This window comes from Thermophilibacter provencensis (assembly GCF_030372065.1).
In the GTDB taxonomy this organism is placed as follows: domain Bacteria; phylum Actinomycetota; class Coriobacteriia; order Coriobacteriales; family Atopobiaceae; genus Thermophilibacter; species Thermophilibacter provencensis_A.
Map to the genome: position 1 here is coordinate 109,317 of NZ_JAUDEA010000007.1, position 13,622 is coordinate 122,938.

Annotated in this window: 11 protein-coding genes and 6 tRNA genes; 15 read left to right on the forward strand and 2 right to left on the reverse strand. The window is 64.0% G+C overall.

Going from position 1 to position 13,622, the window contains the following annotated elements; translation table 11 throughout:
* The first annotated feature begins 82 nt into the window (after positions 1-82).
* From QUW25_RS05995 to QUW25_RS06045, 11 genes are all read left to right on the forward strand, one after another.
* Entirely contained in the window at positions 83-832 is a 750-nt protein-coding gene (locus QUW25_RS05995) for a Fic family protein (protein WP_289511309.1), read from the forward strand.
* Between the two features lie 2 nt (positions 833-834).
* Complete coding sequence (locus QUW25_RS06000; protein WP_289511310.1) at positions 835-1,020, forward strand: hypothetical protein; 186 nt, start codon at positions 835-837, stop codon at positions 1,018-1,020.
* 222 nt (positions 1,021-1,242) lie between these two features.
* Positions 1,243-1,318 (forward strand) — tRNA-His (locus QUW25_RS06005).
* 13 nt (positions 1,319-1,331) lie between these two features.
* Positions 1,332-1,407, forward strand: a tRNA-Lys gene (locus QUW25_RS06010).
* 8 nt (positions 1,408-1,415) lie between these two features.
* Positions 1,416-1,491, forward strand: a tRNA-Lys gene (locus QUW25_RS06015).
* Between the two features lie 84 nt (positions 1,492-1,575).
* On the forward strand, positions 1,576-2,352 hold the full coding sequence (locus QUW25_RS06020; protein ID WP_289511311.1) for a DNA/RNA non-specific endonuclease: 777 nt from the start codon (positions 1,576-1,578) through the stop codon (positions 2,350-2,352).
* 118 nt (positions 2,353-2,470) lie between these two features.
* Positions 2,471-3,049, forward strand: coding sequence for an NUDIX domain-containing protein (locus QUW25_RS06025; protein ID WP_289511312.1), 579 nt, complete (start codon positions 2,471-2,473; stop codon positions 3,047-3,049).
* 23 nt (positions 3,050-3,072) lie between these two features.
* Positions 3,073-3,149: transfer RNA gene (locus tag QUW25_RS06030), tRNA-Arg, on the forward strand.
* 153 nt (positions 3,150-3,302) lie between these two features.
* Positions 3,303-4,319: a 1-phosphofructokinase family hexose kinase gene (locus tag QUW25_RS06035; protein ID WP_289511313.1), complete on the forward strand. Its 1,017-nt coding sequence runs from the start codon at positions 3,303-3,305 to the stop codon at positions 4,317-4,319.
* Between the two features lie 84 nt (positions 4,320-4,403).
* The gene (gene ptsP, locus QUW25_RS06040; protein ID WP_289511314.1) at positions 4,404-6,107 is read left to right on the forward strand and encodes a phosphoenolpyruvate--protein phosphotransferase; all 1,704 of its coding nucleotides are present in this window, start codon (positions 4,404-4,406) and stop codon (positions 6,105-6,107) included.
* 86 nt (positions 6,108-6,193) lie between these two features.
* Complete coding sequence (locus QUW25_RS06045; RefSeq protein WP_289511315.1) at positions 6,194-6,880, forward strand: transposase; 687 nt, start codon at positions 6,194-6,196, stop codon at positions 6,878-6,880.
* 156 nt (positions 6,881-7,036) lie between these two features.
* On the opposite strand, the gene QUW25_RS06050 is transcribed toward QUW25_RS06045, so the two are convergent.
* Both QUW25_RS06050 and QUW25_RS06055 read right to left on the reverse strand, forming a co-directional pair.
* A tRNA-Gly gene (locus QUW25_RS06050) sits at positions 7,037-7,110 on the reverse strand.
* Positions 7,111-7,116: 6 nt separating this feature from the next.
* Positions 7,117-7,193 (reverse strand) — tRNA-Pro (locus QUW25_RS06055).
* Positions 7,194-7,372: 179 nt separating this feature from the next.
* Between QUW25_RS06055 and QUW25_RS06060 the strand changes: the two genes are divergently transcribed.
* The 4 genes from QUW25_RS06060 to QUW25_RS06075 all read left to right on the forward strand — a co-directional run bounded on the left by QUW25_RS06060 (position 7,373) and on the right by QUW25_RS06075 (position 13,373).
* Positions 7,373-7,828: a DUF5684 domain-containing protein gene (locus tag QUW25_RS06060; RefSeq protein WP_289511316.1), complete on the forward strand. Its 456-nt coding sequence runs from the start codon at positions 7,373-7,375 to the stop codon at positions 7,826-7,828.
* Positions 7,829-7,889: 61 nt separating this feature from the next.
* Complete coding sequence (locus QUW25_RS06065; RefSeq protein ID WP_289511317.1) at positions 7,890-8,813, forward strand: diacylglycerol/lipid kinase family protein; 924 nt, start codon at positions 7,890-7,892, stop codon at positions 8,811-8,813.
* 200 nt (positions 8,814-9,013) lie between these two features.
* Entirely contained in the window at positions 9,014-10,369 is a 1,356-nt protein-coding gene (gdhA, locus tag QUW25_RS06070) for an NADP-specific glutamate dehydrogenase (RefSeq protein WP_289511318.1), read from the forward strand.
* Positions 10,370-10,805: 436 nt separating this feature from the next.
* On the forward strand, positions 10,806-13,373 hold the full coding sequence (locus QUW25_RS06075) for a transglutaminase domain-containing protein (protein ID WP_289511319.1): 2,568 nt from the start codon (positions 10,806-10,808) through the stop codon (positions 13,371-13,373).
* Positions 13,374-13,622: the final 249 nt, after the last annotated feature.

The following is a 13,622-nucleotide window of genomic DNA, read 5'->3' on the forward strand; positions in this document are numbered from 1 at the left end:
CGCCTCTGACGGAGTGGTTGGCGTGACGACGTCCTTCTCGGCATAGAATGCCCCAAAGGACATAAGCGATGGGAGGTGCCCCATGGCCAACCTACTTAAGGAGCGTTATGACAACCTCGTTGCCACCTGGGTGGCGCTTCCCGAGGAGCGTCGCGAGAGCCTCCTGGGCGACTTTGTGCTCGACTACGTCTACAACTCCGAGAAGATCGAGAACGATGAGCTCACGTTTGCCACGGTGAGCCAGATTATCAAGGACGACTCCGTCAAGGACTACACGGGCGACGTCCAGGTGCTCATCGAGACGCGCAACCTCAAGACCTCCTGGGACCTTGCCCGCACCAGGCTCGCGGAGGACCCTCGCCTCAGCGAGGAGCTCATCCAGGAGGCCCAGGGGCTCGTGACGATGGGGACGTACAAGGAGAAGCTCCTGCTTGCGGGCGAGCGCCCGGGCACGTTCAAGCTCGAGAACTACGTGGGCGGGCCGGCGAGCATCGGCATCCCGGCGGTCGAGGTCCCGCGCGAGGTGGGCGTCCTTGCGGACGACGTGAACTCGTATCTTGAGGAGGGCCGGCGCCACCTCACCATAGCCGCCTATCTCCACGCGCGGCTCTTTGAGATTCACCCCTTTGCGGACGGGAACGGCCGCACGGCGCGCCTGCTCATGAACGGCGTGCTGCTCGCCATGGGGATGCCGCCCATCGTGATTCGCTCACAGGACCACGGCGCCTATCACGCTGCGCTCGACGTCTTCCACCTTGAGGGCGACATCAGCCCGTTCCGCCGGTTCCTGCGCAACGAGACCCTGCTCACGTGGGAGGGTCTGATCGACTAGCCATGGCGGGCAACCCGTTTGGCTTCAATCGAGACGGACGCTGGTCAACGCCGGAGCGCGCGTTCACGCACTATGGCGTTGATCCGATGCTGCGCGAGGGGGACGACCGGTCTGGCTGTGGAGGCTGTGGCTGCGCGCTTGTCCTTCTCGCCGTGCTGGCGGTGGTGTTTGCGGTCTTCGTTGCGTAGGGGCGGCATGTGGACGGTTTTGAGCTTGGAACCGTCCGGAACCTGCCCGTTCTTCTCGATGGGGCGGCGTGTGGACGGTTTGGCGCCCAAATCCGTCCGATTGCCGCCCGCGCGCCTTGGAATGCACCGTCATGGAGAAACGGGGCGGCGAGAAAAAAGTCCTTGCATCGTGCCGCGGGGTTTTGCATAATAGTCGAGCTGCTTGAAGAGGTGGCCAAAATGGTGGGTGTAGCTCAGTTGGTAGAGCGACGGACTGTGGCTCCGTAGGTCGAGGGTTCGAGACCCTTCGCCCACCCCATTTAATCGAATATGGATCGTTAGCTCAGCTGGTAGAGCAGGGGACTCTTAATCCCAAGGTCCAGGGTTCGAACCCCTGACGATCCACCATTTTCTTTGGATCGTTAGCTCAGCTGGTAGAGCAGGGGACTCTTAATCCCAAGGTCCAGGGTTCGAACCCCTGACGATCCACCATCGGATGAGCGAGCCGGGCCCAGCGCCCGGCTCTTTTTGTGTCCGGGCCACATGCTATCCTGCGGTTGGAGAGAAAGGGGAGGCATGGCACGCAGGCGACCGAAAACTCAGCCGGGCTTCAAGGGTATAGCGGGTCTTCTCGCCGCGCTTTTTGTCACGGTGCTCTTCTTTGGGCTTTCCGGCGCACTGCAGGGAATCATTGACCCTCAACCTCAGCTCGAGCGTCTTTCTGAGCGCCAAGCCACCTACACCGCCTGGGATGCCGAGAAGTACCCGGACTACTACCGCGTGATCGGCACGGCCGTCGTTGACGTTGAGCTCGAGCCGGGTGAGGTCGTCTACGAGGGGCTGGACTCGCTCGGGCGCACCGGGCGCGTGGTTGCCAACGTGACGCTTGACATGGCGCGCGAGGGGAGCGAGCGCGAGCGGGAGGACATCTCTGACATCCACCCCTCTGGTTGGGGGCATAACCGTGAGGTGGACATTGAGATGCCGCACGGAAAGACCTATCACGGCGCGCTCTTCAACCGCAGCCACCTGCTCGCTAAGTCCCTTGGCGGGGACGATGCCGCCTACAACCTCGTTACGGGCACGCGTCCCCAGAACGTGGGCGATAACCGCGGGCAGGACGGCGGCATGGCCTATACCGAGGGAATCGCGCGCGACTGGCTCTACGACAACCCCAAGGGCACCATCTACTACTCTGCCGCCCCCGTCTACGAGGGCGACGAGCTTCTGCCGCGCAGCGTGATCGTTGACGTTCGCTCCTCGGACGGAAGCGTCGACCAGGAGGTCGAGGTCTTCAACGCCGCGCTTGGCTTCGAGATAGACTACGCTACGGGAGAGTTTGTCGAGCTGTGATGGCCGGGGTGATGACAAGGGTGACAGGGTAGATTGTCACCATGAGCTTCATGGTGACAATCTACCCTGTCACCCTTGTCACCACCTTTGCTGGGTTGCGTTGAGAGGGGAGAACGGGATGTCCGAGGGCCTGGACGTCATACGTCGCGCGCTGGAACACGATGAGGCGCTCTACGAGAAGGTCGTGAGCTCAAAGACCGAGTGGGAGGGCATGATCTTCTCGGTCGAGCGCCAGGAGGTCGAGCTTTCCGACGGCTCGCACGGCCTTCGCGACCTCGTGCGACACCACGGCGGTGCGGGCGTGGTTGCCGTCATGGACGGGCGCGTCTGCCTCGTGCGGCAGTACCGCGTGGCGCTGGATCGCATGACGCTCGAGATTCCCGCCGGCAAGGTTGACCCTGCGGAGCCGCGCGACGTCTGTGCCGCGCGCGAGCTCACCGAGGAGACGGGCCTCGTCGCCGATCGTCTCGAGCTGCTCACGGAGGCCTACGGCGCCCCGGGATTCACGAACGAGCACACCTCGGTCTACTATGCCCACGGCCTCACGCAAGGCCCCTCTCGCCTTGACGAGGGCGAGTTTCTCAACGTGGTCTGGGTGGACGTTGACGACGCCATCGAGGCGATTCGCCTCGGGCTCATAGACGATGCCAAGACGGTCACGGGCATTCTCGCCGCGAAGGCGTATGGGATGCTCTAAAATGTGACCCGCGCTTACGCGCCGCGCCCTTAGCTCAGCTGGATAGAGCAGGAGACTTCTAATCTCAAGGTCGGGGGTTCGAATCCCTCAGGGCGCACCAGAGACTACTTCGAGCCGGGCATCGCACTGGTGTCCGGCTCGAAATACCACCTCTGGCGGATACGTCGGGCGCGCTCGCGGTATTCTCGGCATGTGAACGGTTTCGTACGGCATACTAAACAGGTGTGGCCCCGCCAGTTGGAAGGAGCGCGCGTTGATTTACACAATGACGTTGAACCCCGCCCTCGACTATGTCATGCACCCGTTGACGCTCGACATGGGATTCACGAACCGCTCCTCCACCGAGGAGCTTCACTGTGGCGGAAACGGCATCAACATCTCCACGCTCCTCAACGAGCTCGACGTGCCCAGCATCGCCATGGGCATCGCCGCGGGCTTCACGGGGGACTACCTGCTCCGCCGTCTTCAGGAGAAGGGCGTGGCGAGCAACTTCGTTCTTCTCGACCGCGGCTACACCCGCATCAACATCAAGCTCAACGGCATCGTCATGACGATGGTCAACGGCATGGGCCCCAAGATCCCCGAGAAGAAGGTCGACGAGCTCCTGGGCCGCATGGACGTCGTCGGTGCCGGTGACACCCTCGTCCTCACGGGCTCCATTCCCAACTCGCTGCCCGAGGACATGTACTCCCAGATCATGAGGCGCCTCGGCGGCCGCGGCATCCAGTTTGTGGTTGATGCCCCGGGCCAGCTGCTCATGGAGGCGCTCGAGATGCACCCGTTCCTCATCAAGCCCAACAACCACGAGGTCGGCCGCATCTACGGCGTTGACATCGAGGAGCCCGAGGAGTGCATGCCCTACGCGCACAAGCTCCAGGAGGCGGGCGCCCGCAACGTCATCATCTCCTGCGGCGGCCACGGCTCGCTGCTGCTCGACGAGAACGGCGCCGAGCACGTGGTTCCCACCGCCAAGATCAAGCTCGTCAACGCCACCGGCGCGGGCGACTCCATGGTTGCCGGCTTCCTCTCGCAGGTCACGCGCGGCGTTGACTACGAGACGGCCCTCATCTTTGCCTCTGCTTGCGGCACGGCTACCGCTGCGAGCAAGGGCATCGCAAAGCGCGCCACGATTGACCGCGTGGTGAGCGCGCTCTACAAGAAGATGGGCCGCGCCATCCCGGGCACCATCGCCCAGGACATCCAGGCAAACAAGGATCGCGCCGCCGCCGAGGCCGCTGCCGCCGAGGCGGAGGCCACCGAGAAGAGCTAGACCTCCTTTGGGTTTCTCGCCCTGTTTTGGGCGTGGACAGTATGGGATACGGCCGTGGGAGCGGCCAGATCGTAGGGGGAGAGAATGTACGAGGGAGTCAACGCATCTGACGGCATCGGCATCGGTGTGGCACGCGTGGCCGTGGAGCCCGACCTGAGCTTCACTCCGCACAAGCCCGACGACGCCGGCGACGAGAAGCAGCGCTACGCGGCTGCCGTCGCCAAGTTCATCGAGCAGACCAACGCCCAGATCGAGCGCATGACGCAGACGGTGGGCGAGGAGGCCGCCGCCATCATGGGCGCCCACATCGAGTTTGCCGAGGACGAGGGCATCCAGGAGATGGTCAACGGCTCGATTGACGCCGGCATGTGCGCCGAGCAGGCCGTCTCCGAGGCCTATGACATGTACTACAACATGTTCTCCAACATGGAGGACGAGCTCTTCCGCGAGCGCGCCGCCGACGTCGCCGACGTCAAGACCGGCCTTCTCGCCGACCTTCTGGGCAAGGAGGTCGTTGACCTCTCCACGCTGCCCGAGAACTCCATCGTCGTGGTGCACGAGCTCACGCCGTCCATGACCGCCGACATCGACAAGGACAACGTTGCCGGCATCGTTACCGAGACCGGCGGCCGCACCTCGCATTCCGCGATCATCGCCCGCGCGCTCGAGATTCCCGCGGTGCTCTCCGTGGCCGACGTCACCAAGAACATCAAGAGCGGTGACATGATCATCGTCGACGGCTCCCGCGGCCGCGTGCTCGTGAACCCCGGCGACAACGACCTCACGCACTACCGTGCCAAGGCCAAGCAGTACGCCGAGGAGAAGCTCGCGCTCGAGGCCTATCGCGGCAAGGAGACCCTGACGGGCGACGGCGAGAAGGTCCTTCTCGTTGCCAACATCGGCAACCCGGATGACGCCAACGTTGCGTCCGAGCACGACTGCGAGGGCGTGGGCCTCTTCCGCTCCGAGTTCCTCTTCATGGACGCCAAGGAGCTCCCGAGCGAGGACGAGCAGTTTGCCGCGTACCAGAAGGTCGCGCTGCGCATGAAGGACCAGCCGGTCATCATCCGCACGCTCGACGTGGGCGGCGACAAGGAGATTCCGTACATGAACCTCCAGAAGGAGGAGAACCCCTTCATGGGGTACCGTGCGGTGCGCTACTGCCTCAACAACCCCGACCAGTACAAGGTCCAGCTCACGGCCCTGCTGCGCGCCTCCGCCTTTGGCGACATCAAGATCATGGTGCCGCTCGTCACCAACATTGACGAGATTCGCCAGGTCAAGGCGCTCGTTGAGGAGTGCAAGGCCGATCTTGACGCCCGTGGCGTAGCCTACAACAAGGACATCGAGGTCGGCACCATGATCGAGACGCCCGCCGCGTCCCTCATTGCCGACGACCTTGCCGCCGAGTGCGACTTCTTCTCCATCGGCACCAACGACCTCATTGGCTACACCATGTGCGCGGACCGCGGCAACGACAAGGTGGGCTACCTCTACGAGGTCTACCAGCCCGCCGTCCTGCGCTCGCTCAAGCGCATCATCGAGGAGGGCAACAAGGCCGGCATCATGGTCGGCATGTGCGGCGAGGCCGCGGCCGACCCGCTGCTCATCCCGGTGCTCATCTCCTTCGGCCTGAACGAGTTCTCCGTGTCCGCCCCGTCGATCCTGCGCACGCGCCGCATCATCTCCGAGTGGACCAAGGCCGAGGCGGACGCCCTCACCGAGAAGGTCATGAAGCTCAAGACCGCCACCGAGGTCAAGGCCATGCTCCAGGCCGCCGCCCGTTAAAACGGGACGTGTTTTTTCTGTCAGAGTTTTTGGGACAGGTTAGAGACGGCGTCGCACCCGCGGCGCCGTCTCTGTTATTTGGGGACGTGTTTTTCCGTGCAGAGTTTTTGGGACAGGTTTTTCTCGCCGCGCTCTCCGCCTTACTTGAGGATCCCGGGCTCTCCCTTATCGCATGGTGTCTCATGTCCACGCATGCTCACCTGCTGCTGTCGGACGAGACGGGAGCCCTGAGCTCGGCGATGCATGGTCTTTCGACGAGGTACGCCGGTCGTTTCAACTCCAGGACGGGGCACATCGGGTCCGTCTTTGCCGGGCGATTCAAGAGCGTGCCCGTTGAGACGGACTCCCAGCTCGTTGCTGCGGTCAGGTACATCCACAACAATCCGGAGAAGGCGGGGATCTGCCCGGCAACGGAGTTTGCCTGGAGCAGCTATCGCGAGTATGTTGGCGAGCCGTTCATAACCAACGTGGACGTAGTCCTTGATCTTGTGGGCGGAGCGGCCGAATTTGCCGCACTGAGCGCCGAGGGGCGCCCGGTGGGTTACTGCTTTAGGGCCGGTAAGCGGATTCCTGACGAGGACGCCTTTGATATCGCGCACGCCGTGACGTATCCGGCAGATTCGCGAGCGTTGGCGAGCGAGGGAGGCGTTGAGAGGGGCCGCGTCCTTCTTGCCCTGAGGGACGCCGGTCTTACGCTCAAGCAGATCGTTCGCATAACGGGTGTTGGGCGCTACGCAATCGAGAAGGGCATCCTGCTTGCAAGCGAGGGATAGGAGCGAGCAAAGGGGGCGCAGCTCCATGCACGATCCCTGTTGCGGGACGTCTTCGATGGGATAAGCCTGTCCCAAGATCTCTGAGAGGAAAAACACGTCCCCAAATTGCAGAAAAACAGGTCAAACCATCTGTATGGTCTGACCTGCTGTTTTGTCTGGAGCGGGTGACGGGAATCGAACCCGCGTCATCAGCTTGGAAGGCTGAGGTTCTACCATTGAACCACACCCGCGTTGCGTGGTCGGGGCGACTGGATTCGAACCAGCGACCCTCTGCTCCCAAAGCAGATGCGCTACCAAGCTGCGCCACGCCCCGGTCGCAAGTGCTTAGTATAAGCGAGCGCCCTCCGCCGGGCAATCTGTAAATTTGGGACAGTCCCCAATTCGCATATCGCTCACCGCTCTTCTCGGCACGCGTGCCGACCCCCCCGAGCGCGATGTTTGGGCTTCTTGCATATGGGTAGGCAAACCATAACCCTTGGGAAGGAGGACACCGTGGGTGATCTGTTCCTCATCAACTCGCTTGCGACGCTGTGGTTTCCCGCAATCGTCATCCTCATGCTGAGCACCATTGCCGGCAGGTGGGTGGTGCTGGGAAAGATGGGCAGAAGGCGCTGGGCTGCCATCATCCCGGTCTTCTCCACATGGGAGGTCTCGGAGGGCGCGTCGGGCAACCGCACGCTGAGCGTGACTGCGTCCGCCGCGAGCACGGCGTACCTCGTGTCGATTCTTCTCGGCGTGGGGCGATACTTTGAGACGCAGTGGCTCGTGACGCTCCTGTTTGCGTTCTGGGTCGTGACGCAGCTCATCGTGAGCGAGCGGCTCGCGCGCTCCTTTGGCGCCGGGGCGGGCTACGCGGCGGGGCTCGTTCTTGTTCCCATCGTTGCCTACCCCCTCCTCGTGATGGACAGGAGGGTCTATCTTGGCCCGGTTGACGGTGTGAAGGCGTAGGCCTTGAGCGGCGGCGGGTGACGTACAATCGAGGCGAGAAGAACCTCGAGAAGGACGTCTTATGGCCCAATCCCCGCTCGGACGCACGCTCCTGATCGCCAACCCCGCCGCCCACAGCGGCAAGGGCGCCGCCGGTGCCGACTTTGCCCGCTACTTTCTGGGGAGCTTCTCCGCCGCCACGCGCGGTTACGAGGTGCGCCTCACCAGGGGGCCCGGTGACGCCGTGGGGATTGCCGCGGGTGCGGTGGGGTCTGACACGGTACTCGCTCTTGGTGGCGACGGTGTCATCCACGAGGTCGTGAACGGCCTCATGAGGCTCCCGGAGTCCGCCCGACCGCAGCTTGGCGTGATACCCCTTGGCTCCGGCAACGACTACGCGCGCACGCTCGGCATGGTGAAAAACGACGTCGAGGGCGCCTTTGCGCAGCTTGTGCGTGGTTCCGTGAAAGAGCTTGAGGTCGGCCGGGTCAACGGCGTCCACTTCATGCAGACGCTCTCGTTTGGCCTTGACGCGGCAATTGCGCTCGACACCACGGAGCGCCGCGCGGCCAACACCTCACAAGAGGGCGAGGCGCTCTTCATCACCTCGGGGCTCAAGATCCTCTCTCGGGCAAAGGATGGCTTTCCCTGTGTGGCGAGCTTTGACGGCGAGAAGCCCGTCGACCTCAAAACGCTCATCTTTGCAGTGCAGGTGGGGCCCACCTACGGCGGCGGCTTCAGGATTTGCCCGGATGCCGACCCCGGCGACGGCCTTCTCGACGTTTGCTATAACGTCAAAAAGCCACTATTCCCTCACCTGTTGGCGCTCTTTGGCCTGGCTCGAAGCGGGCGCCATGCAAGGTCCCGCGTCGTGAGCCTGCGTCACATCCGTCACGCCGAGCTCGACTTTGCCGAGGAGCCGCCCTGTCAGGTGGACGGCGAGCAGCTCAGGGGCACGCGCTTTGTGATTGACGTCATCCCCCGCGCCCTCCGTGTTGTCTGCTAGCTGGGGATGAGGCAAAAGGGGACGTGCTTTCCCAGCTAACGGATTTCGCTTGTGTTTCATGTGTACGGTAGATTTCGCACGAGGTTCGATGCCGTTACGCTTCGTGGGCTCAATTTGCATTGGCGAGTTTCTCACACGTATCCTCTCTTCCGGAACTTTCGTCGCGGCTGCGGCCGCAGGAGAGGAGAGGAGAGTGTCGTATGACGTATTCCGAGAGAGTCATTGCCGAGCTCGAGGCCCGCTATCCCGAGCAGCTCGAGTTCATCCAGGCGGCCAAGGAGGTCCTCGAGACCCTGCAGCCTGCCCTCGACGCCCATCCCGAGTACGAGGAGAACGCGCTTCTCGAGCGCATCGTCGAGCCGGAGCGCGTGATCATGTTCCGCGTGCCGTGGGTGGACGACAGCGGCAAGGTCCAGGTCAACCGCGGCTACCGCGTTGAGTTCAACTCCGCCATCGGCCCCTACAAGGGCGGCCTGCGCTTCAACCCCACCGTCACCGTGGGCATGCTCAAGTTCCTCGGCTTTGAGCAGATCTTCAAGAACAGCCTGACCACCCTTCCCATGGGCGGCGGCAAGGGCGGTTCCGACTTCGACCCCAAGGGCAAGTCCAACCGCGAGGTCATGGCCTTCTGCCAGTCCTTCATGACCGAGCTCTTCCGCCACATTGGCCCCAACACCGACGTCCCCGCCGGCGACCTGGGCGTGGGCGGCCGCGAGGTTGCCTACATGTTCGGCCAGTACAAGCGCCTCAAGAACGAGTGGACCGGCGTTCTCACCGGCAAGGGCCTCACCTTCGGCGGCTCGCTCGCCCGCACCGAGGCCACCGGCTACGGCCTGGTCTACTTCGTCGACGAGTACCTCAAGAGTGCCGGCGACTCCTTCGAGGGCAAGAAGGTCGTCGTCCACGGCTCCGGCAATGTGGCGATCTACGCCATCCAGAAGGTCGCACAGCTCGGCGGCACCGTCATCGCCGCCTCCGACACCAAGGGCTGGGTCGAGGACCCCGAGGGCATCGACTACCAGGTCCTCGAGCACATCTACAACAAGAAGCGCTCCGGTCACGACCAGGGCGTGAGCCTGGCCATGTACGTGGACGAGCGCCCCGGCGCCACCTGGCACGAGGGCGACGGCCGCGGCGTCTGGCAGCTTCCCTGCGACATCGCGCTGCCCTGCGCCCGCGAGAACACGCTGCACCTCGAGGACGCCAAGGCCCTTGTCGCCAACGGCTGCAAGGTCGTCGGCGAGGGCGCGAACATGCCCACCACGCCGGACGCCACCACCTACCTCATGGAGAACGGCGTCGCCTTCATGCCTGGCAAGGCGGCCAACGCCGGCGGCGTGCTCGTCTCCGGCCTTGAGATGAGCCAGAACGCCGAGCACCTCTCCTGGACCTTCGAGGAGGTCGACGGCAAGCTCGAGAGCCTCATGCGCGGCATGTTCCACAACGTGGACGACACCGCACGTGAGTACGGCCACGAGGGCAACTTCGTGATGGGCGCCAACATCGCCGGCTTCCTCAAGGTGGCCGACGCCATGATGGCCCAGGGCGTGTGCTAACCAACGGCAGACGAGTTTAACGGCGCGCGGCCTGCAGCTTGCTGAGCTAGCGGCGCGCCGAAGGGGAACCGCGCAGCAGCGGCGGAGGAGCAAGTCCCTCCGCCGCTGTTTTTTCATGGCGCGGGGCCGAACGGCGTGCCCAGCGCCCCCGTGCATTCCCCTTATACTGGGGCTTGTATGTACGTGGTCGGGAGCCGCTTGGGAAACAAAGGGGCTCGACAAGTACCGAGGAGGCTCCATGCTGTGTCCGCATTGCAAGCAATCCGTTCCTGACGATGCGAGGAGGTGCCCCGCGTGCGGTGCGGAACTTGGCGGGCCGCCTTCTCCCTTGTCCGCCGCGCAGTCCGATTTCGCGTTCGGGTACGAGGACGGGAGCGGTCGGGGCTCCCGTCCTGCGTCTCCCTTCGCTTCGTCGCAGGCGTCCGCCGGCGACCATGTGCCCGCTGAAGATCCGGCGCCCGCCGAGAAGGCGTCGTCCGGAAACTGGTGGGATGGACCGGCGTCCGGCGGGAAGGCGCCCTCCGGCGCCGCCGGCGAGGGGCGTCCCGGTCAGGACGCCGCACCCGAGCCCCCGTTCGACCAGCCCCGGGATCCGTGGTCTGCCGGCGCCCCCAAGGCCAAGAGGCGCGTGCCGGTGGTCCCCGTGGCGGTGGCCGTCGTCGTGGTGCTGGTTGCCGTGCTCGGCTTCTTCGGGGTCTCCCGGTTGCTGGGCGGCGGCAGCGGCGCGCCCGCGGGCGGCGACGCCTCGTACTACGGCACCCTGGATCCCGACAAGTACAGCCTGCAGGAGGCCCAGCTCGATCTCGATGACTGCTACGAGTTCGAGTTTCCGCTCGACGGGGGCATCGAGATGACCTTCGATAGCTTCGATCAGATCGGCAACACGAATCCCTACGACGTCGCGCGAGTCTACACCGACAGCTCGTTCTCGCACGAGTTCCCGACCTCGGTCACGATGTTCGAAAGCGATGACGGCTCGAACGCCCTCTATGTGGCGCCCGCCGACCCCCGGGTGCGTGACGAGAACGGTAACGACACCGACGAGATCGATCTCTTCCATCTTGATGACGCCGAGTCAGACGAGTTTGTTCCGTTAGGGCGTTGGTACGGCTCTGGCGGCTACTACCTGGTGCGCTACATCGGCTCGGACGGAAAGAAGCTCGAGAAGCCCGAGGTCACCTATTTCACGGTTGCCAACGATATCGACAAGGACGAGAACGCGCTCGCCGAGCCAGACAACGTCCAGGTCAACGTTACCGACACCGGCACGCTTTCAATCTCATGGGATCCGGTTGAGGGTGCAGACCACTACGAGGTATACCTTTCCGCCGTCAATGAGACGGCAGCTGCTGTCTTAGACCGCTATACCTATGACCTGCTCGCCTCGACGCAGGATACCTCGATCGACACCGCCGACTACGACACCGATGCCGCTGAGTTCAACCAGATGATGCAGGATGACGGGGTGGCCGGAACCTTCCAGCAGAACGGCCGCTTCGACGAGCTTCTCGTCGGGGAGTCCGAGGACGAGATTCTTGAGAATCGCCAGGACGCCGCCTCCGGACAGCAGGGCCTCGAGGTTGCCGACTACGTTCCCAACACCGACCATGTCAAGGACGCGTCCATCTCGGTGATCGCGGTCGGGGCGGACGGGGACGCCCAGTCGCCCTTCGACTTCCAGAACATCAACGACCTCCTGGGCAAGATGCCGCTCGAATCTGCGACCTACAGCGCGCTCATCTACCAGGGATCGGACACCGAGCCCGATCAGGCCACCGATCCGGTCGGTTACATGAAGTGGCGCCTGTTCGAGTACGTCTCCATGGCAGACGGCACGGTGGGCATCCAGCGTCTCCAGCTCGACTACGACAACGCGCGGACCGACAACGAGTACCTCACGTACGGTCCGGACGAGCAGCATCTCACCACGGGCAACGTCGACATGTACGTGATCCCCTACACGGTGCCGGGCACCGCGCTCTCCGGCGAGCTGGGCGTGCTCGCGCCGTACTGGCCGGGCGGTATCGAGTCGGTCAAGCAGGCGGCCACGCAGGCACTCGACGAGCTCCAGCGCGAGAACCCGCCGTCAGGCATGCCCACGCGCATCGACGCCGAGGACGGCATCGACTGGGACGCCGTCCAGGCGAGCCAGCAGCCCTCGACCGCGATGCCCGACGTGCCCTATGAGATCAACGCCTCGTCCGACCTCGTGCGCTTCATCGCGGCCAACCTGCTCGCGGGCAACACCTACCTCGACGTCACCGACTACGCGAACGCCGCGGGCACCGCGAACACCGCGAACACCGCGAACGTCGCGGACGCGCTCTTCGAGGCGTGCGCCCAGAACCCGCTCATCCTCAACGGGAACCCCACCTACCAGGTGACGCGCCGCGACGGCAGGATGCTCCTCACCGTCACCAGCCTGACCCCGTGGAAGCAGGTCAACGACCAGGACGTCCTGAACGAGCAGCGCCAGCAGGTGAGCGACAAGGCCGACGAGATCATCGGCGAGATCATCACCGACGGCATGTCCGACGCCGACAAGGTGCGCGCCATCAACGGCTACATCGCTGAGAACCTGTGGTACAACTACGACGCCATCAGCTCCGGGAGCTTCTCGATGGACGCGGCGACGCAGGACCCGTCCACCGTGCGCACGCTCATTCTCGACGGCGGCTCGATCTGCTCCGGCTACGCGCAGTCCTTCAAGCTCCTCGCCGACCGCGCAGGCCTCGAGTCGGTGTACGCCACCGGCAACGTGCCGCCCCAGCCCGGCGTCTACGCGACCGACCATGCCTGGAACCTCGTGAACATCGACGGCAGCTGGGCCGTGGTCGACCCGACCTGGAACGACCCGGGCGACCAGTCCAACACCGCCTCGACCGACGAGTACATGATGCTCGCCCAGGACGATCCGGCGCTCCAAGGCCGCTCGTACAACTCGTCGTGGATGGCCGACACGCTCATCTCCGACTACATCGACCCGAGCCTGCTCTCGGCATAAGACAGGTGCGCCCGCCCTGCCCGCGCTTTGAGCCCCTGCGCAATCCCGGTACACTGATGAGGTGCATCACGCGTTTTCACCAAGCGTTTCCAAAGCAAAGCGGGGGAGGGAAGCATGCTTTCCATCAGCAAGTACGTGCGCGCGGGCAGCGTTGAGGAGGCCTACGAGCTCGTGCAGAAGAACCGCCGTGCCTAGTAGCAAAGGGGGACGGGTTATTTCTCTCAGAGAATTTGGGACAGGTTCGGACGG

What these genes read in the sequence shown, in the direction of transcription:
- QUW25_RS05995 (WP_289511309.1), top strand. Translation starts at nt 83, where the DNA reads ATGGCCAACCTACTTAAGGAGCGTTATGACAACCTCGTTGCCACCTGG.
- QUW25_RS06000 (WP_289511310.1), top strand. Translation starts at nt 835, where the DNA reads ATGGCGGGCAACCCGTTTGGCTTCAATCGAGACGGACGCTGGTCAACG.
- QUW25_RS06020 (WP_289511311.1), top strand. Translation starts at nt 1,576, where the DNA reads ATGGCACGCAGGCGACCGAAAACTCAGCCGGGCTTCAAGGGTATAGCG.
- QUW25_RS06025 (WP_289511312.1), top strand. Translation starts at nt 2,471, where the DNA reads ATGTCCGAGGGCCTGGACGTCATACGTCGCGCGCTGGAACACGATGAG.
- ptsP (WP_289511314.1), top strand. Translation starts at nt 4,404, where the DNA reads ATGTACGAGGGAGTCAACGCATCTGACGGCATCGGCATCGGTGTGGCA.
- QUW25_RS06065 (WP_289511317.1), top strand. Translation starts at nt 7,890, where the DNA reads ATGGCCCAATCCCCGCTCGGACGCACGCTCCTGATCGCCAACCCCGCC.
- gdhA (WP_289511318.1), top strand. Translation starts at nt 9,014, where the DNA reads ATGACGTATTCCGAGAGAGTCATTGCCGAGCTCGAGGCCCGCTATCCC.